The sequence below is a fragment of the Nostoc sp. DedQUE02 genome (genome assembly GCF_034531035.1).
Classification (GTDB): Bacteria; Cyanobacteriota; Cyanobacteriia; order Cyanobacteriales; family Nostocaceae; genus Nostoc.
Genome location: NZ_JAVRBY020000003.1, coordinates 155,707 through 181,576 on the forward strand (window position 1 = coordinate 155,707; position 25,870 = coordinate 181,576).

At 41.2% G+C, this 25,870-nt stretch carries 23 protein-coding genes; 12 read left to right on the plus strand and 11 right to left on the minus strand.

Annotation, left to right across the window (positions count from 1 at the left end):
* Positions 1 to 17: 17 nt before the first annotated feature.
* Entirely contained in the window at positions 18 to 956 is a 939-nt protein-coding gene (locus RMX98_RS04655) for a response regulator (RefSeq protein ID WP_322676717.1), read from the minus strand.
* 292 nt (positions 957 to 1,248) lie between these two features.
* Here RMX98_RS04655 and RMX98_RS04660 point away from each other — a divergent pair, with 292 nt between their 5' ends.
* Positions 1,249 to 2,337, plus strand: coding sequence for a RuBisCO accumulation factor 1 (locus tag RMX98_RS04660; protein ID WP_322676718.1), 1,089 nt, complete (start codon positions 1,249 to 1,251; stop codon positions 2,335 to 2,337).
* A gap of 403 nt (positions 2,338 to 2,740) precedes the next feature.
* Here the strand turns inward: RMX98_RS04660 and RMX98_RS04665 are convergent, their stop codons facing one another.
* The gene (locus tag RMX98_RS04665) at positions 2,741 to 3,970 is read right to left on the minus strand and encodes an ATP-binding protein (protein WP_322676719.1); all 1,230 of its coding nucleotides are present in this window, start codon (positions 3,968 to 3,970) and stop codon (positions 2,741 to 2,743) included.
* A gap of 178 nt (positions 3,971 to 4,148) precedes the next feature.
* On the opposite strand from RMX98_RS04665, the gene RMX98_RS04670 reads away from it, so the two are divergent.
* Positions 4,149 to 6,599, plus strand: a complete 2,451-nt coding sequence (locus tag RMX98_RS04670; RefSeq protein ID WP_322676720.1) for an ATP-dependent helicase — start codon at positions 4,149 to 4,151, stop codon at positions 6,597 to 6,599.
* A 254-nt stretch (positions 6,600 to 6,853) separates the two neighbouring features.
* The gene (locus RMX98_RS04675) at positions 6,854 to 7,576 is read left to right on the plus strand and encodes a hypothetical protein (RefSeq protein WP_322676721.1); all 723 of its coding nucleotides are present in this window, start codon (positions 6,854 to 6,856) and stop codon (positions 7,574 to 7,576) included.
* 5 nt (positions 7,577 to 7,581) lie between these two features.
* Here RMX98_RS04675 and RMX98_RS04680 read toward each other — a convergent pair whose 3' ends face one another.
* On the minus strand, positions 7,582 to 8,121 hold the full coding sequence (locus RMX98_RS04680) for a GrpB family protein (RefSeq protein WP_322676722.1): 540 nt from the start codon (positions 8,119 to 8,121) through the stop codon (positions 7,582 to 7,584).
* Between the two features lie 243 nt (positions 8,122 to 8,364).
* On the opposite strand from RMX98_RS04680, the gene rpmI reads away from it, so the two are divergent.
* The 4 genes from rpmI (at position 8,365) to RMX98_RS04700 (ending at position 10,376) form a co-directional block, all read left to right on the plus strand.
* Positions 8,365 to 8,562: a 50S ribosomal protein L35 gene (gene rpmI, locus RMX98_RS04685; protein ID WP_069069782.1), complete on the plus strand. Its 198-nt coding sequence runs from the start codon at positions 8,365 to 8,367 to the stop codon at positions 8,560 to 8,562.
* A gap of 19 nt (positions 8,563 to 8,581) precedes the next feature.
* Positions 8,582 to 8,938, plus strand: a complete 357-nt coding sequence (gene rplT / locus RMX98_RS04690; RefSeq protein WP_322676723.1) for a 50S ribosomal protein L20 — start codon at positions 8,582 to 8,584, stop codon at positions 8,936 to 8,938.
* A 12-nt stretch (positions 8,939 to 8,950) separates the two neighbouring features.
* The gene (locus tag RMX98_RS04695; RefSeq protein WP_322676724.1) at positions 8,951 to 9,766 is read left to right on the plus strand and encodes a transporter substrate-binding domain-containing protein; all 816 of its coding nucleotides are present in this window, start codon (positions 8,951 to 8,953) and stop codon (positions 9,764 to 9,766) included.
* 85 nt (positions 9,767 to 9,851) lie between these two features.
* Positions 9,852 to 10,376: a tetratricopeptide repeat protein gene (locus RMX98_RS04700; protein WP_322676725.1), complete on the plus strand. Its 525-nt coding sequence runs from the start codon at positions 9,852 to 9,854 to the stop codon at positions 10,374 to 10,376.
* Between the two features lie 132 nt (positions 10,377 to 10,508).
* Here RMX98_RS04700 and RMX98_RS04705 read toward each other — a convergent pair whose 3' ends face one another.
* Complete coding sequence (locus tag RMX98_RS04705; protein ID WP_322676726.1) at positions 10,509 to 11,123, minus strand: hypothetical protein; 615 nt, start codon at positions 11,121 to 11,123, stop codon at positions 10,509 to 10,511.
* Between the two features lie 559 nt (positions 11,124 to 11,682).
* On the opposite strand from RMX98_RS04705, the gene RMX98_RS04710 reads away from it, so the two are divergent.
* Entirely contained in the window at positions 11,683 to 13,665 is a 1,983-nt protein-coding gene (locus tag RMX98_RS04710; RefSeq protein WP_322676727.1) for a primary-amine oxidase, read from the plus strand.
* A gap of 118 nt (positions 13,666 to 13,783) precedes the next feature.
* Complete coding sequence (locus RMX98_RS04715) at positions 13,784 to 14,353, plus strand: peptidylprolyl isomerase (protein ID WP_322676728.1); 570 nt, start codon at positions 13,784 to 13,786, stop codon at positions 14,351 to 14,353.
* A 226-nt stretch (positions 14,354 to 14,579) separates the two neighbouring features.
* On the opposite strand, the gene mutS is transcribed toward RMX98_RS04715, so the two are convergent.
* From mutS to RMX98_RS04735, 4 genes are all read right to left on the minus strand, one after another.
* Positions 14,580 to 17,174, minus strand: a complete 2,595-nt coding sequence (gene mutS / locus RMX98_RS04720; RefSeq protein WP_322676729.1) for a DNA mismatch repair protein MutS — start codon at positions 17,172 to 17,174, stop codon at positions 14,580 to 14,582.
* Positions 17,175 to 17,260: 86 nt separating this feature from the next.
* A complete protein-coding gene (locus RMX98_RS04725; RefSeq protein ID WP_322676730.1) occupies positions 17,261 to 17,785 on the minus strand; it encodes a hypothetical protein in 525 nt (174 codons plus the stop codon).
* Positions 17,786 to 17,793: 8 nt separating this feature from the next.
* On the minus strand, positions 17,794 to 19,035 hold the full coding sequence (locus RMX98_RS04730; protein WP_322676731.1) for an ATP-binding protein: 1,242 nt from the start codon (positions 19,033 to 19,035) through the stop codon (positions 17,794 to 17,796).
* Between the two features lie 189 nt (positions 19,036 to 19,224).
* Positions 19,225 to 20,826: an alkaline phosphatase D family protein gene (locus RMX98_RS04735; RefSeq protein ID WP_322676732.1), complete on the minus strand. Its 1,602-nt coding sequence runs from the start codon at positions 20,824 to 20,826 to the stop codon at positions 19,225 to 19,227.
* 289 nt (positions 20,827 to 21,115) lie between these two features.
* Here RMX98_RS04735 and RMX98_RS04740 point away from each other — a divergent pair, with 289 nt between their 5' ends.
* A complete protein-coding gene (locus RMX98_RS04740) occupies positions 21,116 to 22,018 on the plus strand; it encodes an ABC transporter ATP-binding protein (RefSeq protein ID WP_322676733.1) in 903 nt (300 codons plus the stop codon).
* Between the two features lie 2 nt (positions 22,019 to 22,020).
* Here the strand turns inward: RMX98_RS04740 and RMX98_RS04745 are convergent, their stop codons facing one another.
* The gene (locus RMX98_RS04745; protein ID WP_322676734.1) at positions 22,021 to 22,701 is read right to left on the minus strand and encodes a tetratricopeptide repeat protein; all 681 of its coding nucleotides are present in this window, start codon (positions 22,699 to 22,701) and stop codon (positions 22,021 to 22,023) included.
* A 621-nt stretch (positions 22,702 to 23,322) separates the two neighbouring features.
* On the opposite strand from RMX98_RS04745, the gene RMX98_RS04750 reads away from it, so the two are divergent.
* Both RMX98_RS04750 and RMX98_RS04755 read left to right on the plus strand, forming a co-directional pair.
* The gene (locus RMX98_RS04750) at positions 23,323 to 23,649 is read left to right on the plus strand and encodes a YbjQ family protein (protein ID WP_196528493.1); all 327 of its coding nucleotides are present in this window, start codon (positions 23,323 to 23,325) and stop codon (positions 23,647 to 23,649) included.
* Positions 23,650 to 23,957: 308 nt separating this feature from the next.
* Complete coding sequence (locus RMX98_RS04755; RefSeq protein ID WP_322676735.1) at positions 23,958 to 24,590, plus strand: hypothetical protein; 633 nt, start codon at positions 23,958 to 23,960, stop codon at positions 24,588 to 24,590.
* 237 nt (positions 24,591 to 24,827) lie between these two features.
* Here RMX98_RS04755 and RMX98_RS04760 read toward each other — a convergent pair whose 3' ends face one another.
* Positions 24,828 to 25,088, minus strand: coding sequence for a hypothetical protein (locus RMX98_RS04760; protein WP_322676736.1), 261 nt, complete (start codon positions 25,086 to 25,088; stop codon positions 24,828 to 24,830).
* A 65-nt stretch (positions 25,089 to 25,153) separates the two neighbouring features.
* Complete coding sequence (gene sufR, locus RMX98_RS04765; RefSeq protein WP_322676737.1) at positions 25,154 to 25,837, minus strand: iron-sulfur cluster biosynthesis transcriptional regulator SufR; 684 nt, start codon at positions 25,835 to 25,837, stop codon at positions 25,154 to 25,156.
* Between the last annotated feature and the right edge of the window lie 33 nt (positions 25,838 to 25,870).

The window sequence follows — 25,870 nt, forward strand, 5'->3', positions numbered from 1 at the left end:
GGGCATTGGGCAAATGACTAATGACAACTAGTCAGAGCGATCGCTACTAATTGTGCTGATAGTTTAATTAGCATTAATTCATCTTCTCGCAAAGTGCAAGGTTGTTTCCACTGTAGGGACAATACGCCCAAAAGTTGATTACGGTAACTAATTGGGATCACTAAATGTGCTTGCACACCCGTATTTTGGTAGTGAATAGCATCAACTAGTTTAGTATCTTTAAGTACATTTAAGGAAACTTGCATTTGCCCAGTGGCGATCGCTTCCTTTGTCAGAGGGTCTTGAGATAACCAATTCTCTATTGTACCTGCATCGCTGTAAGTTCCTTGAGTCGCAATCAGAGTATTTCCATCTGTAAGTTGTAGAATACAGCCTTCTGCCCCAAAAGTCTCACTCACAGCCCTAGCAATTGGAGCCAGAGTTTCTTCTAAGCTAGAAGCTGCTTGAGTTACTTGTACCAAAACACTCAACAGCGCCATTTGAGCATGAGCGCGGCGTAATTCTTCTGTGCGCTGCTTGAGTAAGTCGTAAGTTTCTGCTGCTCTTTGGACTACTGCCTTCAGTTCCCCTGGGTCCCAAGGCTTGGTAATATATTTATATACTTGCCCGGCGTTAATCGCTTCTACCAAATCTTCAATATCAGTAAATCCGGTGAGAATTATTCTTACCGTATCGGGAAACTGAGGTACTGTTTTGCTGAGAAACTCAGTTCCTTTCATTTCTGGCATCCGTTGATCGGAGATAATTACCGCTACCTCCCCTTCTGCTGCCAAAACTTGTAGGGCGTTTACTCCACTATCAGCTTTCAGAACATTAAAGTCGCGTCGAAATGTGCGATAAAGTAAATCGAGATTATCTGGCTCATCGTCAACTACTAAGATTTTCAGCTTTTTTGGTCGTTCGAGAGTCATTAATTGATATTGGATTTTATCAATTTCAACACTGGGATTATCCATAAGATATTTCCTTTAAATATTTACTCTCTTGTTATATTCCATACCAAGTTTAGTTGAGAATAGCCGAAAATCGCCAAGGGTTTATACTGAGTTATTTTGCATATTTTCAAACGCTAGGAGTCGACGCTACAGACAAAATTTGCCGCGTAATTCTTTTCTTGAGACTCCAGCCTTCTTTTATAAGTTTCCACAGATGAACTCAAGACAGTAGGTCTGGGTAGTTCATAGATTAGAATAAGACTTGCTCATGAGGTGTTAATTAACCTCTCAAGTTGAAGCTTGCACTCCGATTATGACTGATCTACCACCCAACGCTCAGAATCCCGAAGACAATACTACCAACGATGTAGCACAAGAGTTACTGCGAAGGCTGAGGCAAAAACAAGGCAACTGGGTGGAATGGGGAGCCGCGATCGCCTCGTTGCTAAAAACCGGTTACAACCCCCAAGAAATTTTTGAGGCGACTGGATTTGAGCCGATTCAACAAAATCAGGTGGTTGTTGGTTCTCAAGTTTACAATTCTTTGGAAAAGTTTGGAGTATCGGAAGCAACGCGATCGCACTATGCCACACGCGGCAGTGATGTTTTATATGAACTGCGTTTACTCACTCAAGAAGAACGCGCCGCCGCCGCCGAACTGATCTTCGCCCACAATGTTGATGCCGATGAAGCACGGGAAATAGCAAAAGCCCTGAAGGAGTTCTCTTATTACCGCACTTTGCCAGAAGGGTTTTCTGCCCATCCTGGGGATGCTGTTGCTCATCAAGTTTGGAAACTGGCACGCCAAAATGCAGATTTACAACAGCGATCGCGCCTAATTGCCAAAGGTTTACGCTTTGCTCACACGCCAGCAGCAAGGCAAAAAATCGAACAGCTACTAACTGATTTTACTACTGTTCCCCAGCGTCCAGCGCCAATTTTACCCTTTTACCGCCTGGAAGTTGAAGAACAATTACCCCGAATCTTACCCGTGGTTGGCGAGTTGCCTTTGTCACGGCAAGACTTGCAAGCTGTGCCCATAATGACAGAAATTGAACCATTTCGGTTGGTCAAGTTTTCTGGAGAGCAAGCTTGGGTGCCTTTACCAGGTTGGCAAGTGTTGTTGGCGGCAGAAGATCCAGTAGTGATTTTAGCCAATAGCGATCGCTTCCCCATCCAAACCCAAAGCCAAATCGGCCCCGTCGTAGTTGTAGTAGATCGTGCCCAACGAGAATGGGATGCCTCTAGCTACTTTGTTGTTGAAAACGGTGGTGAATTAGATTTTCAGTGGTTTGAAACTGAACCAGAAGTTCCTCTATTAGGACAAATTATCATCATCGTTCGTCCGAAGAAAATTCTAGATGAAGAATTAACTAAGGATTCCTGGCAGATTGACGAATAATTCGATTTTGGATTGAAGAAGAATTCAGAATTCAGAAATCAGCAATGTTGACGCTCTCTAAAAGACATTGCGCGTACAAAGTGCGGATTTGTTACTTTTTACTTCAAAATTCATTAGACTTCTTGGCATTTGTCGGGAAAAGGGGAAGGGGAAAGGGGGAAAGGTTTGTTATTTTCCTTTTCCCCTGGTTGGTGAGCTTGCCGAACCATAACCTTTACCCTTTTCCCCTCTCTGGCAAAAAGCACTTTTGCAAGAGGTCTATTCTATTAGCGGATAACTAAAGTTTAGCCCATTCTGAATTCTGAGTTTTATTTATACCAATTCAATTAATGATTGCAACACATCCTTGGGTAAAGTAAAGGCGCAATTCATCGCGTATCTACAAATTTTTTGCCAATTGGTATTACTTTTCTAAATCTTTGCTGCTAACAATTGTACTGCTCATTTGTTCTCGCAAAATTGCAACTTGAGAAATCATGATTTTCTCTAGCGCACCAGTTTCCATCTCTCTCATCCAACGAATCATTGATGAGAGAAATAGTTCTTTGAGGTAAGCAAAAGAAAAGCCTTCGGTTAATAAAACTATCTGACTTACAGCCTGCTCAGACAAGTTCATCGCGGTTTGTAATTTATCATTCCACAATGTGATGTAAGCTTCTCGCTCTGGGATAGCTGGTAAATCAAAATGATATTTGCGATCAAAGCGACTGGGGCGATCGCTAATTGCTGAATCTAAACGTTCTGGATGATTAGTGGTTGCTATGGTAACAATTCCTTGATTAGAGGCAAAACCATCAAGTTCATTTAAAAAGAAAGAGCGATTTTCATCATTCAATAGAGAGTCAATATCTTCTAATACTAAAGCACAAGGGGCAGACTGCCGTGCTTGTTTGAATACTTTACGGATATTTTCGCTATCAGTAGCATACTCAGACTTAAAGCTTTTAACGTATAGGCAAGGCTGCTGCATTTGATTAATTAATGCTTTAACCGTATGGGTTTTACCATTCCCCGGTGAGCCAATAAATAAAATACCACGTTTCCAAGGCACACTGTAAGTTGCGTAAGTCTCGTAGGATGCAAAGAAGTTTATTAGGTCATCTTGAATATCTTGCTTAAGAGTATTATGCAAGATGAGATTTTCAAAAGTTGCGCTCTGAATAGATTGAAATAGCTCTGGGTTTTTATCCCAGTAACCATCTTCAAAAACTAAAAGTTCATCACGAATTTGTGAGTTCCAATCACAAACTGCGGCGAAAAAATCTTGAGCTACTTCTGTGCTATTCGCCAAAATCCAAATATAGCGATTTTTACAATATCCTTCGTGCCAACTCATTAAGAGTACATCAAGTTTCTTTTCTTGCCATAAAACTTGAAAACTGGCATTTTCAGTATATTTATAAATTTGGTTTTCCATACCATTCCAACCAGTGAGTGTCTGGTTATGGATATGAGTATCATATTTAATTTTGCAGAGATTTGCCTCAGCATACTTTTCTAAATTGAACGAGCTATCATTACTTTCCAACAATGCTTTTTTAGGATAAATAGCTGCTAATTCCTGACTTACATGATAAGAAATAGCATCATTAGGTAAGCTAAGTGCTTTTGTAATTAGTTGTTTAATTTTCATGTGTATTTATTCTTTTGTTAGTTGGCACTAACCAAGATATCAAATTAGGATAATCTAATCTAACATTAAGATGTCAGTTTAGTAATAAAAAAAGTTACAGGTTGAAATCTTCCACTAAAAAATTGCTGAATACTGAATTCTGGCTGAGAAAATTCATCTTCAAAATATAAAATTTGATATGTCAGACTCTAAATTTAATGCTCCTGTGGCTCAAGAATCACTGCACTCAGAATTGTTTGAGCGATCGCCTGTTTCTTCTTTGCAAGAGAAGATTCTCGCAATCCGCGACAGTCTACGTCCTGGACAACAGCAAATGGCTGACTGGCAATCTGGCCCTTTGGCTATTTCTGCTGTTCCTGGTGCAGGCAAATCTACGGGTATGGCGGCGGCGGCAGCGATCACGATCGCACGCCAGTATGAGCGTTCATCCTTGCGCCGTCAATTGGTAGTTGTTACTTTTACTCGCTCTGCTGCTGCCAATATTAAAGCGAAGATCCGCAAAGATTTAAAGAAATTGTCTTTACCTCAAACGGGCTTTTTTGTCTATACTTTACATGGTCTAGCATTGAATATTGCTAGCCGCCATTCTGATTTATCGGGTTTGCAATTAGAAAATGTCACATTAATTACACCTACCCAAAGTCACCGCTTTATTAGAACTGCTGTAGAACAATGGATTGTAAATAATCCAGACCGATATTTGCGGTTATTAGAAGGTCATCAATTTGACGGAGAAGAGACAGAAAAATTGCGTCGCCAATCGGTGCTGCGAACAGAAGTATTGCCAGAATTGGCTAATACGGTAATTCATGAAGCAAAAAGTTCTGGGATATCGCCAGAATTGTTACGCGAGTGGAGTAAACAAACCACAGACGAATATGCAATTTTAAGCATAGCGGCGGGATTGTATGAGCAATATCAAAACTCAATGCGATCGCGTGACTTTATTGATTACGACGATATGATTTTAGCCGCACTGCGCGTTTTAGAAAACGACAGTGCGCGTCGGATTGAGCAAAATCAAGTATTCGCTGTCTTTGAAGACGAAGCCCAAGATTCTAGTCCCTTACAGACGCAGTTGTTAGAAATTTTAGCGAGTAATAGCGAATATCAGCGAGAGAATTCCCCACTCTTAACTCCTAACTCTCCACTCCTAACTCCTAACTCTCTACTCAGCACTCAGCACTCAGCACTCAATTTAGTACGAGTTGGCGATCCTAACCAGGCAATTAACTCTACCTTTACTCCAGCCGATCCGATTTATTTCCGGCAATTTTGCGAAGAGTGCGATCGCATCGAACGATTGGCAACGATGGATCAAGCCGGTCGCAGTACTAGAATTATCATTGAAGCTGCTAACTTTGCCCTCAAATGGATCAATAATCAGTGGTTAGCAACAACCAGCAACAAACAACAAACTCCTAACAACCGACAAGTACCATTTCGTTTGCAGACAATTCGCCCTGTTAATGCTGGCGATCCTCAACCTAACGCCAACCCCGCACCAGTGGGACGAGGATTGGAACTTTATACCCCGCGTGATATTCATCACACCGTTGAATTGTTATCTCAAAGGGTGATTGAGTTATTTGGCGAAGACCCAACACAAAATAGTGCAGCAATTTTAGTCAGAGAAAATCGTCAGGGAAGATGGTTAGCAGAGGCTCTGACACCTGTGTGCAAAGAGCATAAAATTATACTTTACGATGTGGGAGAACGCGATCGCCGTTCTCATGTCCCCCAAGAAATTTTGGCATTATTGCAATTTTGCGATCGCCCCCACTCCCCCGATTACCTCAAAGCCGCACTAGAAGCATTAGTACAGCGCCAATTAATTCCTACCCAAGACCTCAACGCCCTTGCTAGTCTGCCAGAAGAGTTTTTGTATCCTGGCCCCTTAGCAGTAACCCAGCCAGAAACAGTACAAAAAGCTGCAAAATTGTGTCGTAGTTTACTCCGCGCTCGTTTGGAATTGCCTTTATACCAGCTAATTTCCTTTCTCGCCTTGACTTTAAATTACGACCAGGCAGAATTGGCAACTGCTGACAAACTTGCAGAACGGGTAAACCAGCAGATAGCTGGCAATAGTTCGATGGCGGGAATGCTTTCAGCTTTAAGTGAAATCGTCAGTTCTGAACGGTTTGAACCAGTGGAAACCGAGGATTCGGAAGAACGTTATACCCGTCGCGGTCAACTGACAATTATTACCATGCACAAAGCCAAAGGGCTAGATTGGGACTATGTATTTCTTCCCTTTCTCCACGAAAACTTAATTCCTGGTAGATTTTGGGTTCCTCCCCAAAGCCAATTCTTGGGCGACTTTACCTTATCAGAAGTAGCCCGCGCCCAAATTCGCGCTATTCTTCATGAAGAATCTACCATACCGGATGTTAGTCAGGCATGGGAAGTGGCAAAGAATTTGAAAACATCTGAAGAGTATCGTTTGCTCTATGTTGCCATGACACGAGCCAAGCTTTTATTGTGGATGTCTGCGGCGCAGAAAGCCCCCTTTACTTGGAGTAAACCGGATAATTTACAAGAACAAGCGCCTTGTCCGGTTTTTCCAGCATTAAAGCGCCAATTCCCTGAATGTGTGATGAATTTAGCGGCAATGGTCAAGCAAGCATAAGGGATGGGGCATTGGCCAAACAGGGTATGGAGAAGAGACAAGGTAGACAAGCAAGAGGGGGAGACAAGGGAGAGACTTGTTCAATAATTCCTCCTTGTCCCCCTTGTGCTCCCTGTCCCTCTTCCCCTCTTGCCCCTCTGCTTTCCTTTCCCACACCCCTAATAAGGAAACTGAATTTAGAGTGCAACGTCAAACAAATTATGATTGCAATTGCAATATTATCTGTTCAATTTTTAACAATCAATACATAGTATATGAAATCCATCATCCAAGCATCTGCCGTAATTAAAAATACCTTCCAGTCACCCAGAGGAATATTCTTGACGCTAGTGTTGACAAGCTTGCTATCTTGTGGATTTGGACTCATTGAAAACAATTCTGCTAGTGCTATTCCTTACCCAGACAACACTCAAATATCCCAATCCCAAGCAAACGAGTTGCCGAAGGCGATCGCTAATAAAATTTTAGGAGATGCATCCTTCCGTTCCGGTGTACGTAAACGGGAATTAGAGATTACCCAAGTCACATCGAAAACCTTTGGTAATCCCTGTGAGTTCAAATTTGGAGAAGTTTGTACTAGGGAATACAACCCGATTGAAGGCTGGGAAGTAGTTGTCAAAGTCCGCCAAGATTCGTGGACTTACCATGTAGATAAATCTGGAAAGCAAAGAATTTTAGATCCGAAAGCGATTACTTTACAAACATTGCCCAAGGCGATCGCAGATGCAATTTTGAGCGATGCTTCAAACCGTTCTGGGGTAGAAATTGCTGATTTAAAAGTTACTCAAACTACACCAAAAACCTTTGGAAATCTCTGCCAATTCAACTTTGGCGAAGTCTGCACCCAGCAGTACGATCCTGTAGAAGGCTGGGTAGTGATTGTCAAGGTTAAAGAGCAATCTTGGACTTACCATGTGAATAAATCCACTTCGCAAATAATTTTAGATCCTAAAGCTAACGCCACTGAAAAAAGTTAAATAAATCAATGGCTTTGGCTTTTTTCTATATTCTCATTCCGTGCTTTGACCATCACAGCACGGATATACTCATTTTTTCCATTGGTATAAGCTTCGCGATCGCTCCGAAAACTTGCCGCCAAATCACGTTTTAGAGCTTCGTAACGTTTCGCCTCTTCAGGATGCTTTCTCAGATAGTCACAAAATAGCTTGCGTTCCCAAAATTCGCTGTCAATCTCGACTATGTGAACATGATGAGTACGTTGTTTTCCGTATGGTGGCATTCCTTTGACAAAAAACATTCGTCCAGGACGCGGATCTTCACGCCAATAAACATATCCTAAAGATTCTAAAGCTGGAATAGCAGATTTTGCATTTACTAAGGAACGTACTCCCAGCATAATGTCAATAACTGGTTTGGCAGCCATTCCTGGTACTGCGGTACTACCAATATGTTCAATTTCCACAACTAAATCATTGCCTAGTGCCTGCCAAATCCGCTTGGCTTCTTCTGTAAATAAACTCTGCCAACGTGGGTCATATTCGACTATATTGACTTCATCCATAGGTAAAGTTAATTTGCTCTACAGCGATCGCCGTTGGCTAAATCCTTTATTTAATTGCAGTTATCGCAATTTTAATATAAGACTCATATTTGATTGCGTGAAAAAAATCGGTATACCTTAATATTCTGAAATCCTCTTGCAAGAGTGCCTTTTGCCTATTGCCTACTAAGCCAAGTGATTTCAGTAATCAAACCGGATTTTAATAGTATATAATAATGGATCGTGTCGAATCAAAGCTAGACCATGCCTAAACTAAAGACTCGTAAAGCTGCGGCAAAGCGATTCCGTGCCACCGGTACCGGCAAAATCGTCCGTCGTAAAGCGTTCAAAAGCCACCTTCTAGAGCACAAATCTTCTGACAAAAAGCGTGGTATGCGCCAAAGTGCGCTTGTACATGAACGCGATGAACTTAACGTGCGCTTGATGCTCCCATATTTGTAAGTATTTTAGGAAATAAGTTATGACTCGGGTAAAACGCGGTAATGTAGCTCGGAAGCGCCGCAATAAAATTCTCAAACTAGCTAAAGGTTTTCGCGGTTCCCATTCAACTCTGTTTAGAACTGCCAACCAACAAGTGATGAAGGCGCTACGGAGTGCCTACCGCGATCGCAAAAAGAAAAAGCGCGATTTTCGTCGCCTCTGGATCACCCGCATCAACGCTGCTTCTAGACAACACGGCTTGAGTTATAGCCAGTTGATCGGTAACTTGAAAAAAGCTGATGTTCAACTAAATCGCAAGATGTTGGCGCAATTGGCAGTCCTCGATCCAGCTAGCTTCGGCAAAGTTGCACAATTGGCAAATCAAGCTAAAGGATAAAGGTGGCAAGGGATGTATAACAGATGTAACAGACGGCAAGCAATTACTCGGTTACATCTGGTATTATCCGCTACAATTTTTTGGATTTTCTGCTTTTCTCTAGTGGGGACGGGATTAACTGCATCTGCTAGCGAAATGTCAGAAATTCAGCAGCGTGGCTATCTAAATATTGCCGTTAAAGATAATTTGCGTCCCTTGGGATTTAAAGATGATAACGGGAATTTACAAGGCTTAGAAATTGACTTGGCAAAGCGTTTGGCAGTTGACTTAGTTGGTAAAGCCGAGGCTGTAAAATTTCAACCTGTAGCGAATCGCGATCGCCTCTCTGTAGTCTTAGACAAGAAAGTTGATTTTGCGATCGCTAGAGTCACAGCAACCGAGTCACGCAGCCGCATAGTTAGTTTCAGCGTTCCCTATTATTTTGATGGCACTGTATTAGTTACAAAAGATACCTCTTTGCAAAAGTTGAGTGATTTGGCAAAACAGAAAATCGCCGTCCTCAACAAATCTAGTACTATTGCTCAAGTGCGGTACTATGTGCCAAGCGCCGAGTTAGTAGGAGTGAATTCTTATGAAGAAGCGCGAGAGAGAATAGAAAATAATGCTGCTGCTGCCTTTGCCGCAGATGCTAGCGTTTTGAGCGGTTGGGTGCAACAATATCCCCAATATCGGCTATTAGCAACCAAGCTATCAACTGAACCCTTGTCTGTAGTAATGCCCAAGGGATTGCAATACGATGAGTTAAGACGAAGCGTGAATCAAGCGATCGCTCGTTACTTAGAAGAAGGTTGGCTCCAGCAACGCTCTCAATATTGGGGTTTACCGTAAATTGGTCATTGGTCATTAGTCATTCGTCATTAGTAAATAACACAAATGACAAATAACAAACTTTATAATATTTGTATTTGCAGCAATGGATAACAGTCTAGCCGTAATTTATCTCTCAATTTTTGTGAGTATACTCACACTTGCAGCCGTAAGTGTTTTTCGCCAGATTTTCAAAACTCGCAAGATTGAAAGCTCTTTTGCGAAGTTGCGAAAGAAGTTAGAGAAAGAAAAAGGTACGACTCAAGAATATTATGAGTTAGGCAGTATTTATTCAGAAAAAAAACTGTATTCCCAAGCAATACAATTGTTTCAAAAAGCTATCAAAGCTGCCCAAGAAGAGGGAGAAGAAAATATTGCCCCTATTTACAACGGACTGGGTTATATTTATTTTACCCAAGAGCAATATGACCTAGCAATTCGTAATTATAAAGAAGCCCTAAAAGCTAAACCAGACTACGTAACAGGGTTGAATAATCTCGGTCACGCATACGAGAAAAAAAAGTTAACTACTCAGGCGTTGCAAAGTTACGAGGAAGCACTAAAGTTTGATCCAAATAACCCTATTGCTAAACGTCGTGCTGAATCTTTACGTCGTTTGGTTTCTGCTTAATTGCTGAAGCGTCAAATAATTTTTGATTTGGGATTTTGGATTGAGCGACGATAGATTAGAAACTTCTAGGGCGTATTTCAATACGCCCCTAAAAATCTACAGATAATTTTGGATAATTTATTCCATAGCAGCTCAATTTTCAAATCTGAAGTAATCTACCCTAACTAAATCAGGTACAGAAGTGATTATCTGGCTACGTCCATCTGCGTCATAACCAAGAACTAAACCGAATCCTGGATTTTGAACTCGATAGCGATCGCCATACTTTAAAGAGTATTCTCCTAATAAATATTCAGAGTCAATGGCAGGATCAAACGCATCAAAATCAAGCATAAACTGACGTGCAAAATCCCAAATATTGCCAATCTCTTCGGCTGTTACTTGGCGACGACGCGACCAGAAGTATGCTGTTTGTTGGGCTTCGGATTCCTCATCATCTTCGAGATCATCTGGGTACGGAAACAATAGATATCGCTGCGACTGAATTCCATATTTATTAGAATCGTCAGTTAACTCACCATCTGACCCCCTGAAGTATTCAACCAATTCTCCGCCTTCAAACAAGTCATAGCCGATTTCGCCAGCAGTGTCGCTTACAAGCAGCTCGATAACTGTTTGTCCTAACTGTTTTGAAAGTTGAGCTAACTCGCTTGATTTCAAAATTGATGGATCAGACCAGTGGCCAGAAATCAGAATCGACCAAGGGTGTCCAACTAATTGATACGCGAACACAACAGCGCCTGACACTTCGATTTCTGCTCCGTTCACATTACGCTGGGATGCGATCGCTTTCTCAGTAAGGGCATCAGATAGCTGATTTAATGGTACTTTTACAAGTACAACGGCAGCATTTCGATCAATCGACTCAATACCCCGCCTCTAAGACCAAGGGCGTGTAAAATGCTCTGCTGCCTCACGTATGAATTGATCGTCGTCCATATTACTGTCCTTCACTGATGTTGATCCAGTTAACCTCTCTGGATAAATTATGAGCTACATCAATTAAATCAAGGAATATATTGGGTTTCACAATCAGAAACACTGTCAATACTACTCGGTTAAGCATTTTCAACTCAGAATTTGGTTTGGGGAAAAGGTTACTGGGTTTGGGTTAAAGGTTTTTTATTTCCCTTTTCCCCCGCCCCTTATCCCCAGAGGGGGCCCCACCTTCCCCTTTCCCCCAAAACCCGACAAGTATTGGGAACACTGTTGACAAATTAATTTTGCTTTAGCTTCTATATTTTATCGGGTTTCAATATTAGGCTTGGAAATAGATAACTATAAGTCTTTTGTAAAAATCTAAAAGATGATTAAGCGGCTAAAGCGTTTTTTGTGGCTAGCTATTCCCATCATTGTTGTCATTTCTATCTCACTCGGATTAATGGAAAAATTGATGGCTCAACAGCCTTCGATTTCTCATCCTCTGACTTCGCTGACTGAGGTAGAAATTAGCACAGCCGTTTCAACGATCAAAAGAGAAAAATCTTTGAGCGAAATGGCAGCTTTTCCACTGATTGCTTTAGAAGAACCAGATAAAGAAGAAGTTCTAAAATTTACACCTGGTAAAGCTTTTGGGCGAAAAGCTTTTTTGGTAATCTATGAGCGATCGCAAAATAAAACCTATGAGGGAATTGTTGATCTAACGAGCAAAACCTTAAGTTCTTGGAAAGAAATACCGTCAGTTCAGCCTGCGATCGTCATTCCAGAATATGAACTGGCAACTCAGGTAGTTAAAGCCGATCCTCGATGGCAAAAAGCGATGCAAAGGCGGGGAATTACCGATTTTGATCGTGTCAAAATCAGTTCATGGGCCCCAGGAATCCTGAATCAACAAGAAGAAGCGGCAGGTAATCGTCTTTGCCGCAGCTTATCTTATTACCAGGGACAAAACTGGAATTATTACGGTAGTCCGATTGAAGGAGTAGTAGCAACTGTCAATTTGAACACAGGTAAAATCGTCAGTTTCATTGACAAAGGAAACGTACCTTTCTCTAAAGAAAACTGGAATTATGATCTAAAATCTTTGGGCAAATTACTTTCAGCACCAAAAGCATTGAAACTTCTCCAACCCAATGGTAAAAGTTTCCAGATCAAGGACAATGAAATTAGCTGGCAAGGTTGGAAGTTTCGGTATTTAATGCATCCCCGTAGTGGATTGGCATTGTATCAAGTGACATACGATGATGGGGAAAAGGTCAGACCAGTTTTATATCGCGCTAATATATCGGAGATGGTAGTCCCTTACGGCGATCCAGATCCCACCTGGTCGTTTAGGAATGCATTTGATGTTGGGGAATATAATCTTGGTTTGCTAGCAAATACGATGGAATTAGGTAAGGAAATTCCTGAAAACGGCCTTTTACTGGATGCTGTATTTGCTAATGAGCAGGGAGAACCTTATAAGATACCAGGGGTTGTTGGTATCTATGAACGCGATCGCGGAATCCTGTGGAAACACTATGAGTACAATACTGGGCGTAATGATGTCCGTCGCAGTCGAGAATTAGTGATGACAATGACTACGGCTGTTGACAATTATGATTACAGCCTTAATTGGATCTTTCACCAAGATGGGACTTTGGAAGTCCAAAATGAGTTAACAGGTATCGTGCTGGCGCAGGGAACGGCTGCTCAAAAGCAATCTGAGGATGATTCTTATGGTCGGTTAATTGCTAAGAATATCTTTGGAGTAAATCACCAACACTTTTTCAACTATCGCCTAGATTTCGATGTCGATGGTCAGGCTAATTCTGTAATGGAAATGAACGTGAAAGCTTTGCCGATGGATGAGAAAAATCCTTTAGGAAATGCGATCGCAGTTGCAGAAACCCCACTCACAAAAGAAACTGCTGCTGTCCGCAATTTAGATATGAAAAGCAGTCGGGAATGGATGATTGTTAGTGCAGACAAAAAGAATGCTCTGGGTGCTGCACCTGGATATATGCTGATGCCTGGAGGAAATTCTATGTTTTTCCCCGTGGAAGGCTCAAAAATCCGTCAACGGGCAGAATTTGCGAATCATCACGTCTGGGTAACAAAATATAAACCTACTGAACTCTATGCTGGCGGCGATTATCCCAACCAAACTCAACCTGGACAGGGTTTACCAAAATATATTGCAGACGATGAGTCTTTGCTGGGTGAAGATATCGTGATGTGGTACACAATGGGCGTAACTCATATTCCGCGATCGGAAGATTGGCCAGTGATGCCTGTTCACCGAGTTGGATTTCAGCTAGTCCCTAGAGGATTCTTTAGCCGGAATCCAGCTATAAATTTACCTGAGTAAAATATTTGTTGGCTCAAGTTTCCTGCCTTCAGGTTTTTTTCATGTCTAAAGGCGGTAACTTGAATGCTGATAAACTTATATAGTTCAAATACTGGCACTGGTTAAAATAGGATATCTAATGAACTTTCCAGAAATTAATATTCCCGGTGATGGAACACTACACGCTCGTTTAATTACTTCCTTGGGTGACATTGTAGTTCGTTTGGAAGAAGAGCGAACCCCTAACACTGTCAAAAACTTTGTCGGTCTAGCAACCGGAACAATCGACTGGAAAGACCCTAAAACAGGTCAATCTGGTAAGGGAACTCCAGCTTACGATGGGGTTCGCTTTCACCGGGTCATCCCTGATTTTATGATTCAGTGTGGCGATCCTCTGAGTCGTTATCTAGATACAGCCAACCGATGGGGTACTGGTGGCCCAGGATATCAATTTGAGGATGAGTTTCATCCGGAATTGAGACACACTGGTGCAGGTATCCTGTCGATGGCTAATGCCGGACGCAGTACTAATGGTTCGCAATGGTTCATTACAGAAGCGCCAACACCTCACCTTGACAACAAACACAGTGTTTTTGGTGAAGTTGTCGAAGGTCTAGATGTAGTGAGCAAGATCGCTAATGTACCTACGACTAGAGATCGTCCGAATCAAGAAGTGGTGTTACAAAAAGTAGAAATTTTTCGACAGTAATTAACTCCTCGGTTTGTAGTAAGTAGCAAGGCTAAAATAAAGTTCACCTAGATTGCCGGGTTTCGACTCCGCTCAACCCTCGTCTTCTCAGGGATCGAGCATTGAGCGTTCGCGTAGCGTCTCCCCTTGGGAGAAGTCGAAATGCGTCTTACAAATGATTGCAACTTCCTACTTAAGCAATAAAGTCCTAATTTTCTAAGCACTTTATTGCTTACTACAAACTTGTTTATCCATCGAGATTTTGCAGCCCCATTGCAATTTTACTGTGTTTTTCAATTTGCCCCATGACTTGTTTTGCCCGTTGAATAACTACAGCTGGTAAACCAGCCAATCTTCCCGCTTCAATTCCATAAGACTTATCAGCACCTCCTGGTTGAACTTGGTGCAAAAAGATAATTTGGTCGGGTAATTCTTTCACTGTCACCTGATAGTTAGCCACATTCGGTATAATACTAGCCAATTCATTTAACTCGTGGTAATGGGTGGCAAAAATTGTCCGTGACCGAATATCCACTGCGATATATTCCGCCACCGCCCAAGCGATGGAAAGACCATCAAATGTTGCTGTGCCGCGACCAATTTCATCTAACAATACCAACGACCTAGATGTAGCATGGTTGAGAATATTTGCCGTTTCATTCATCTCCACCATGAAGGTAGATTGACCAGTTGCTAAATCATCAACTGCACCGACACGGGTAAAAATGCGATCGCATATTCCCAATCTGGCAAATCTAGCTGGTACAAAACTACCAATCTGCGCCATTAACTGAATTAATCCGACTTGACGCAAATAACAACTTTTGCCACTGGCGTTTGGGCCAGTAAGAATAATCAAATCGGGATTGTCATTTGTCCTTTGTCCTTGGTCATCCGCTAATGACTCTTGACCCAATTGCGTCGAATTCGGCACAAAAAATCCCGCAGGTAAAGACTGTTCCACCACCGGATGACGACCATCAACAATGTTTATCTCCCTTCCAGGCAAGATTTCGGGACGACAATAACCTTGATGCACCGCCAACTCAGCCAAACCACACAACACATCCGCCGCCGCCACTGCACGAGACAGATTGCGAATTACTTCCGCCTCTTGTGCTACCTCTTCCCGCAATGCCGTAAAAATCTCATATTCCAACTGATTTAAATCATCTCGCGCCGTCAAAATCCGGGCTTCCCGTTCCTTCAAATCTGGAGTGATGTAACGTTCCTCATTCGTCAGGGTTTGCTTACGGATATAATGAGCGGGTACTTGATCAGCTTTGCTGCGGGAAATACTGATATAATAACCAAAGGTTTTATTAAATCCTACCTTCAGTGTCGAAATTCCTGTCTTAGCTCTCTCATCAACTTCCAAGTTGGCAATCCATTGTTGGTCTGCTTCTACAGTCGCCTTTCTCTCATCCAACAGGGGATTTACGCTAGGGCGAATTAATCCGCCTTCTTTGATTAGTATGGGTGGCGACTCTACAAGATGTACGTGTAACTTTTGTGCCAATTCTTCCAACACACTTGGGACTTTCTGCAAAGCTTTCAGGAAAGGAGAACGCGTCTCAACTACTAAGTTGGATAATTCTGGTAAGCGTGAGAGGGAATCTGCTAAAGCCACTAAATCTCTAGCATTTGCTGTACCAGAACCCGCCCTGCCTGTGAGGCGTTCCAAATCATAAATTTGGCGTAATAACTGCCGCAAATCTTGACGCAGGGGCGTATTTTCCATCAATTCTTGAATGGTATCAAGACGTGCCCGAATGCCTTTAATATCGAGTAGCGGTTGCAACAACCACCGCCGCAAAGCCCGCCCACCCATCGCTGTACTCGTTTTATCTAATGCCCAAAGTAGGGAACCGTGAAAAGTACCATCCCGAACTGTTTGAGTAATTTCCAGGTTACGGCGGGTTTGATTATCAACAATTAGATAGTCGGTGACAGTATAGCTGCGGAGTCTTTGAAGAGTGACTGGGTTTTCTTTTTGGGTATCTTCCAGGTATTCTATAAGACCACCAGCCGCACGGACGGCGAGAGGAAGATGATCGCAACCGAGTCCTTCGAGCGATCGCACCTTAAATTTCTGCAATAATCTAGGTCTAGCTTCACCTTGAGAAAAAGGTAGTTGCGATCGCAAACTATAACAAAATGATGGTGGCAAACACTCCGGCAGATGTGGCGAAGTCTCTCCTGGACGCAGTAAACTCCCCAAATCAGGCGCATTTGTCGGAACTAACACCTCTGAAGGTTGCAAGCGCATTAATTCTTGGGTCAAATGTTCTAAATCACTGCCTTGAGTCGTAAGAAATTCCCCTGTGGAGATGTCTGCATAAGCTAAACCCCAATGATTTGCGGCAATTACTACTGCTGCTAAGTAATTATTGCGACTAGATTTGAGCATTCCTTCTTCTAGCAAAGTGCCAGGTGTAAGAATGCGTGTTACTTCCCGCCGCACCAATCTCCCAGCAGCTTCAGAAGCATCTTCCACTTGGTCGCAAATTACCACTGCGTAGCCTTTTTCTACCAGCATCGTCGCGTAACGTTCCCAAGCGTGATGTGGAACACCAGACATCGCCACCCGTCCTTGTTCCCCAGCTTGCTTACTAGTGAGAACTAATTCCAATTCTTGTGCTAGTTTTACAGCATCCTGAAAATAGCATTCAAAGAAATCTCCTACCCGATACAGCAATACCGCGTGAGGATATTTATCCTTCGTCTCGACATAGTGCAGGTACATTTGACTTAGCTTACTGCGGTCTACCTGTCGATGATCAGAAATAAAAGTACTTGCGTCGGGTTTGGTAGATGGAGTTTCAGAGTGAGAGGCGGTCATAGATGCTATCAAGTTACGCGCAGAAATTCCACAATATCCGATGATAACGTGATGTGAAAGTTGAATGGCGATCGCTCAAGGATATTTTACCTTTTTGTTCGGCTACTACGGCGCGTAGGTGCTGGGGTAGCTGGTTCATAAGCCTTGAGTCCTCCATCGCCCGTAAAAATTTCCACTTGAAAAGTGCTACTGGTTTTGGCATAATATTCAGCCACAGTCTTAATTGTCGCATCTCCGATAGAAATCTTTCTAGATGCTAGAGTAGGCCATTCAGTAGCTAAATGTTTCAATTGCTCTGAGTTCCAAAGTTCACCTACTTGAGTTTCAAAAACTCCCCAAGGTATAACTCCATCTGCTACTTTCACTAAAATATTACCGAAAGCTTGAGCAATTTCATATCGCTTAGAGTTAGCTTGGGCAATATGATTACCAGTTTCTATAATTGTTGCTATTGGTAGTATAAACTTTGCACCTTGTTTTTCTTCTTCTTGAAAACGGGCTTCAACTCTTTTTTTATCCCATTTATCTTTATCAGAACCACAAGTCTCTTTACCAGGTACACCTAAGTAGACGCAAAGTATTGATGTGTCAATAATCAAAACCTTTCTCATATTTAATGTTACTTATTATCAGAAAGGCTCTTTTCAATTGCACCTTTAGTTGCTAGTTTGCCTAAAGTACCCGATGCTAACAAAAGAGGAAGATTTTCAATATCTTCTAAAAGCGTAAGTTTGCTTTCTCCAGTTTCAGAATCGCGGTGTGCGACAACCACAAAAGGAACTATCTCCGGGCCTAAAGCATCAAGTAAAGCTGGATTATGGGTAGTCAGTAAAATATCAATTTTTCTTTTGCTGCCAATTTCCCGTAGTATTCTAACTAGCAATTCTGCACGTGAGGGATGAAGCCCATTATCTATTTCTTCAATTACTAGTTGACTGCCTTCTGGTCTAGTGAGTAGTGCTGTAATAATTGCTATAAATCGTAAAGTCCCATCTGACATACTTCTGGCATCAATCTCTGTAATATGACCGGGTTTCCATTGTTCCTGGCAATATAGCATAGCATCAGTTTTAAATCTGCCAACTTTTTCTGCCCATACTTTTTGAATATCAGCTTCTGGTAAAAATTTCATATAGCCAGATAGAGTTTCTTGAACTTCTATTTGCTGTTTTTTAGGCAATGCTGCTAGTACACCAGCTATATTGGAGGCGTCAGTTTCTAATTTTTCACCAATTGGTGAATAAAACCGCATTTTGGAGGGAATAGGATTTAAAATAAAAATATTTTTAATATAATAGAAAAAGTCCTCAATAATATTTTGTTCCATGCATATGTTTATACCTTCAATTATTTTTGGATTTGTCAGTATTGTTTGACTAGGTGTTACATTAACTTCAAGAGTATATTTATTATGTAACTCATAAATATATTTATGAGTCTCATTGAAAAAGCAAGCTTTTAAATAATCTTTTATCAGAGGATTTTTCTTTGAATTAACTCGATATTCTTGATAAGTTACAGATTCTTCTAAAACTTGAAGGAAGGGTTTTGTTTTTACTGTAATACTGTAAATATAATCAGTATTAATATCTTCTCCTTGTATGACAACCTTTAATGTAAATTTTTTTTTAGGTTTAAATGCAGCCCATTCTACACCCCCTCGAATTGAAGGGAGTATTGAATCACCGACTAAAGCTGGTTTAATATCCTCTCTTGTAAAGGCTATTTGTAAAACTTCCAAAGCTTCAACTACATTAGATTTACCACTCGCATTTGTACCAATCAAAATAGTCAATGGGTCAAGTGGAAGCTCGGCATAACGGAAACTTTTCCAATTTTCTAAAATGAGTTGCTTAAGCACGATCAACTCCAAAACTCTACCTACTTAAATTTAGCTCCTAACAGTGGCGTTGGCAAAGCCCGCCGCAGGCATCGCACAATTTTTTATCCTTCAACATCACACCCAAAAAACAACAAAGCCAGGAGACAAAGTAAAAAATTGCCTAATTACTCTATCTAACTGGCTACATCTCATTGTGATTTTGGCGATTTATTTTTCTGGCGGTAAATCTACACTGTAAATAGTCTTCCCTACCAAGTTACGCAATGTTACCGTCATTACCTTTGTATTTCCATCAATTTTGACTCCTCCAAAGAATTGCAAACCTTCACTTGGCGGTCGATTTGCTTTTGTACCTGGAGGAAGGCTTTGAAATACTAATTGTGGCCCAAAAGTATTTTCTAATTCGTTCGGCCCAAATGTACCAGAGTTAAGCGGCCCAGCAACGAACTCCCAAAAAGGCTTAAAGTCGGTAAATTGCGCTTTGGCAGGATTGTAATAGTGGGCTGCTGCGTAATGTACATCAGCAGTTAACCAAACAACATTCTGGATATTCTTGTTTTTGATAAATCGTAGTAAATCGGCAAGTTCTAATTCTCTTCCTAAAGCTGGGCCATCTCCATTAGCCCAAGCTTCAAAATCAGTGCTACCGTCTTTAACTATCAGCCCCAAAGGCATATCACTAGCAATCACTTTCCATGTTGCTTTTGATGACAACAATTGCCTTTTTAACCATTGCACTTGTTTTCTACTCAAAAAATCTGTTTCTTTACTTGGTACTGGCTGATTATTCGGGGAATTTGGCCCCCGGTAGGTGCGCTCATCCAGCATGAAAATGTCTAATAATGGGCCATAGTTGAAAGAACGATAAATTCTTGCTTTATCTGGATTATTGCTTTCATATCCAATAGGCAAATATTCTAAAAAGGCTTGTCTTGCCCTTTCGGCTAGCAAGTTAACATCCTTAACTTTATAACGGTCATCGTTGAGAATAATTTGCCCAGGATACCAATTGTTTCTTGTTTCGTGGTCATCCCACTGTGCCAATATGGGAACTTCAGCATTGAAACGTTTGATATTTTTATCCAACAAATTGTATATATAGTTGCCACGAAATTCTGTGAGAGTTTCTGCTACTTTTGATTTTTCTGGTGTAGTGATGTTTTTCCAAATAGTGCCATCGTCTAAAGTTACTTCTGATTGAATCGGGCCATCGGCATAAATGTTATCGCCCGAATGGATGAAAAAATCGGGATGAAGTTGGCGCATAGTTTCGTAAATTTTCATCCCACCGAAATCAGGATTAATACCCCATCCCTGACCAGCAGTATCGCCACTCCAAACAAAAAATACATTTCGTTCAAATTTGGGGGCAGTTCGGAAAGTACCATAAAAAGGAGCGCTGTGAGTCCGTTGATAATCTAAATCTTGGAAAATCACCCGATAAAATAATTTTTGGTCTGCTGGTAGATTCTTCAGATAAAGTCGTGCTGTAAAGTCGCTATCTTTTAAGGCATTAGGCCCCACAACTCGCTGCACATGGCGAAAAGACTCACTCGTAGAATATTCTACAATCATTTTGGCGGGGCGATCGCTCCGACTCCAAATCACGATGCTATCGTTAGATATATCTCCGCTTGTTACGCCATAAGGTATGGCAGGACGCATTTTATCAGAGGTGATAATTGCAGGTGCTTGGGCAAAAACTGGTGATTTAGCGATAAAATTTGTCGAAATAATTCCACCGGCTGTGATAGCTGAACGTAGCAAAAACTGGCGACGATTTAGCTTTAATGGGTGATGAGATTCCATACTCAATAATAGCAACTTTAACCTAAAGGATTACAGGATAAGTGTTTACCACACTTTGTTATGTCAACAAGTAAAGATTGAGTTATCTAAGGATTAATAAAATATATTTAGTTTGATGTAACCAGAATGGTAGTGTTGATTTAAGAATTTCTGTGAGTAAATTTATCCATGACAGAACAGAAAAGGATACAGAGCAACTAAATTTATTTATGAGTTTGTTAATTTTGAATTTTGAATACTTCGACAAGCTCAGTACAAGTTTTGAATTTTGAATTCGGAGCGAAGCGACGTGACTGCTGCTGTCTTTCTAGAAAACGTCTATAAATTTTATAACAATGTACCTGTAGTCAATGACCTCTCATTCCAAATTGAAGCGGGGGAGATATTTGCTCTACTTGGCCCAAACGGTGCGGGTAAATCAACCACAATTCGGATGCTGACTACACTCACGAAACCGTCCCAAGGACGGATAGAAGTAGGTGGATATGATGTGACACGCCAAGCAACGTTGGCAAAACAAAGTATTGGTGTAGTCTTGCAACAAGTCAGTGTGGATAACGATTTAACCGTCTGGGAAAATATGGAACTGCACGGGAGATTACATCGCATTAGCAACCCGCAACGACAAAAATTGATTAATCAATGGCTAGAGTATGTTGAATTAGCAGAAAAACGTAATGATTTGGTAAAAACCCTGTCTGGGGGTATGAAACGACGGTTACAGATTGCAAGAGCTTTATTGCATCAACCGCAAATTTTGTTTTTGGATGAACCAACGGTAGGACTAGACCCCCAAACGAGGCGACGCCTCTGGGAAATTATTCGAGATTTGAATAAACAAGGGATGACGATGCTACTGACGACCCATTATATGGATGAGGTCGAATTTTTGTGCGATGCCTTTGGCTCTACCAAGCCAGGACGCATCGGTATTATGGATAGCGGTAAGCTGATTTCTTTAGGAACTTTACAACAACTGCGTTCTGCTCACGGTGAAGGTTTAGTGATGAAACAATTAGGTGTGTCTGATGTGGGAAGTGATGGCGCTCGTACTTGGGAATATCTGTTTTTCCCATCTTTGGAAGCAGCAAATATCTACTTGAATGAACAGCCTGATAAAACTGGAATGATGGTGCGTCCCTCTAACCTGGAAGATATTTTTGTGGAATTAACGGGACGCCAGTTAGATTAACCTCATCCTCCTAACTGCCGCAGCATGGCTTCTACCCTTTCTACGCCATCTGAGTCATTACGCCGCTTGTACAAGTCACGGGCTTTCTGAAGCAAGCTGTTTGCTTGTTTGGCTTGTCGTCGCTGTTTATACATCGAACCCATCAACTCATAAGTCTGGGCGTTGTTTTTATCCAAGTCGATTGCTTGTTGGTATGCCCAGGTAGCAGCAGAATAGTCTCCCATACGCGATTGGGTTACAGCCAATCCTAAATAGGCGTTGACGTTGTTACGGTTCAGCTGTATGGCACGACGATAACCTTCTTTTGCCCCACGTGTGTCGCCCAAATTGGCTTTAATGTAACCCACAGCGTAGTAAAAATCACTATTGTTAGGGTTGATAGCGATCGCTTTACGATAAGCTGCTAATGCTGCCTGGTAATTTCCCTGTTGAGCGTATAAATACCCAATACCTGAATGGATTTTAGCATTCTTCGGATCTAAACTAGCTGCTTGCTGATAAACAGCGATCGCACCACCATAATCACCGGCATTCACTAACCTCCGTCCTTCCTCCAGTAATTGCTTTAACTCTGGGTTTTTGGCTTGCGCCACTAATACCTGAGCCTGAGCCACTGAAGGTATGGTGAAGGTAAAACATCCTAGTAACACCACACTAAACACGAATGATGTTGGCTTGTACACAGTAAATTTCCTGAAATTTTAGAGAACTTTTTTTCTTGTACATTAAAACAAAAATATGGACTTTTGAAAACTGTATTTATTCGTATTAATCAAGATATTAATAGTTCATTCACCTTTCCTTTACAATCAGCAGTGTCTAACTGAGTTCTCGCTGAAGGATGAAGTATCAGGTATCAAGGCTCAGATAAAGTTATCCTACATATAAACCAGTACAACTGTAAAATAATACCTTTTTTAATCAGTAGTTATACTTGTTAACCGAAAAATCCCAACAGACATTTGACTTCAGCTTAGATGTTGATGTATCAAGCTTATGGGGTTTTACATTCATTGCTGTTTTTTATTTCATTTAAAAACTTGCTAATTTTGTATTTAATTTTTCGCCTTTGATACTACCTTTACAGAAGTCATCATTCAAGCATCTACATCCTATTTTGGTTCCTACGCGGTAAGATAAATTTAATCAGTAAAATGTTCCTTTCAGTCCTGGCTTATGTTTAGGACAATACTAAAATTGTTTGAGAGGATGTTTTTCAAATCTGTGTTCTGTAATCTAAGTTACAATTGCTAAATACTTTGATAATAAATATCAACCTATATCCTAATTTAGGAGATTAATTTATGATTATAACTACTACTGATGTGATTCAAGGAGCCGTAATTGAGTCATATTTAGGTATTGTGACAGCAGAAGTCGTTTATGGCAGCAATTTCTTGCGGGACTTTTTGGCTGGTATTCGAGATATTATCGGTGGACGCACTGGTAGCTATGAGCGTCTATTTGAGCAGGGTCAACGCAAGGCACTAGAAGAATTAGAACAACGAGCACAACGTTTAGGAGCCAATGCTGTAATCGGCATTGAAATTGATACTGGCACAATCAATATTGACCAGTCAGGAGTTCTTTTGCTGATAACTGCCACAGGCACAGCTGTCAGAATGCGTTAATTTTTGGCGCTCTTTACTTTTGGCATTCATTACAAATCAAAGCTAATTTATCATAGGAGTTAATACTTATATTTTAATTTAAAGGTTTTACCTGAATTATTTATAAATAATTCAGGTATTAAAAAATAAAAAATTATATTAAAATTTGTGAAAAAGTAAAGTCTGTTTTTTTATCACTAAAGATAGACATATTAACTATTTCTATTGATAGATATAAAAATAGATGATTAAGTTATTTAATTTTAATCATAAACATGAATATACCTGAATTAGGAACTTTGCTGAAACAGCACTGGAGAACATAAGCTATGTCATACGTAAATCGTACAGGTAATGAAGGCATTGCTACTGAGCCTGTGATAGCAGGCCGAGTAGCTGAATATCATGATCTTGTTCGCTGGGGGCCAATTATTTCTGGTTTGTTGGTTTCCTTAGCTACCCAATTAATTTTGAGCGCTATAATTGGTGCGGTTGCGGCAGGCACAGTTGAAGGTTCAGGTGCACCTAGAACCATCGCCCCTAATGCTGCGGGTAACGCGGGGCTTTGGTCAACTATCGCTTTACTAATTTCCCTCTTTACTGGTGGTTGGGTTACAGCTCGTGCTTGTGGCCCAATGAACCGTAATACAGCTCTTCTTAACGGTGCAATTCTTTGGGCGACGACTTTGGCAGTTAGCTCATGGTTGTTAGCAAGTGGAGTATCTGGTGCTTTTGGTGTTGCTGCTTCTAACGCTGGAGAAGTCATAAACCAGGTACAACAGCAAGGTGGTGTTAATGTACCACAAGCAAACATAAGTGCCCAACAAGCTCGTGATGCAGCAGCTAATTTACGTTCGGGATTGTGGTGGTTTGTGTTTGGTTCTTTGTTAGGTTTAATAGCCTCAATGATAGGAGCTGTAACTGGCGCTCGTAGTCCTCGCGCTCACAATTACAATGCTTAAATAATTGATTGTTTGAAAAACCAAATGTTATTTATTCTAAACAAAAGCATCCTTTTTCAAGGTGCTTTTTATTATTTAAAAGTTGCATTTATAATCTCAGGCTGAACTGAACAGTATAGCAGCATATCTTATCTCTTAATATCGCGGTTCTAAGAAAGATTTCTATTTTTTAGAAGCGCGATATTTTATATGTTTATTTTATACAAGTAAATTCAACAAAAACTTTCCTACCCCAAATCACCATTTTAGATATGAAACTTCAATCCCCTGTTCACGTCGAATTTTGCTATCTTTTTCAAACCAGGCAATTATTTGCTGCGCTGTCAAATCTTCAATAGCAACGCTATACTCTTGGGCAATATGCTTCAAAAGCTTAAGCGATGAAATTGTCAATCTTGTTAAAAACTTTTCTGGAGAAGACAATAACGCCGCATCTACTTTTGCTGACTCTTCCAGGGTTAAAAATTGTGCTGATGGTTGCTGTGGTGGTACATCCATAAATGCTATCTCAAACTTAGTTGCTATTCAGTTATTATCCATTACCACGTTTATCTATGATAATTTTACTGACGAATTTGTACCAAATAGCCACAACGGTGTTCGCCATCAATAATCCAGTGGGTGCGTTCTACGGTACAATCAGGTAAGACGGCTGCAAACATTTCTAATTCGTGACCACAGATGCTAGGGAAAGACTCGGCAACGTTAGAAATAGCGCAGTTATGCTCCATTAAGATAAAGCGATCGCAATCAAAGGAGTCACTCACATCAACAGGGTGATACTCCGCCATGAAGCCTTCCGCTTTTCTCAACTCGACTAAGTTAGCTACCCGTTCTCGCAGCGAACCATTACCGACGCGATCGCGGTATTCTTTGGCTTTACGCTGCCACTGTTTCTCTAAAATCGATTTAAATTGATCGTCTCCTACGGTTTCGGCTAAGGTGTCTAGCAGCGAAACCGCAAAATTACCGTGGCCATCACCAAAGCGATCGCTCATTGTTCGGTGCAAGCGATCGCGTCCTTGACGACTCAGTTGATAAAGATGCTGCGGCCGCCCCATCCCCGCCGCCTGCACTGATGTAGAATACAAAACTAGCTCCTCCGTCTCCAAATCTTTGAGATGGCGACGAATAGCTTGAGGGGTAACGTCTAAAACTTCAGCTAGCTCCAAAGCCGTTGCTTTTTCGTGTTTGTGCAGATACTCTAGGATATCTTGCTTGGTTGAGGACTGGTGGGTAGTCGCCATCTTCATGTGGTGCGAGACGTTCAACGAACGCCC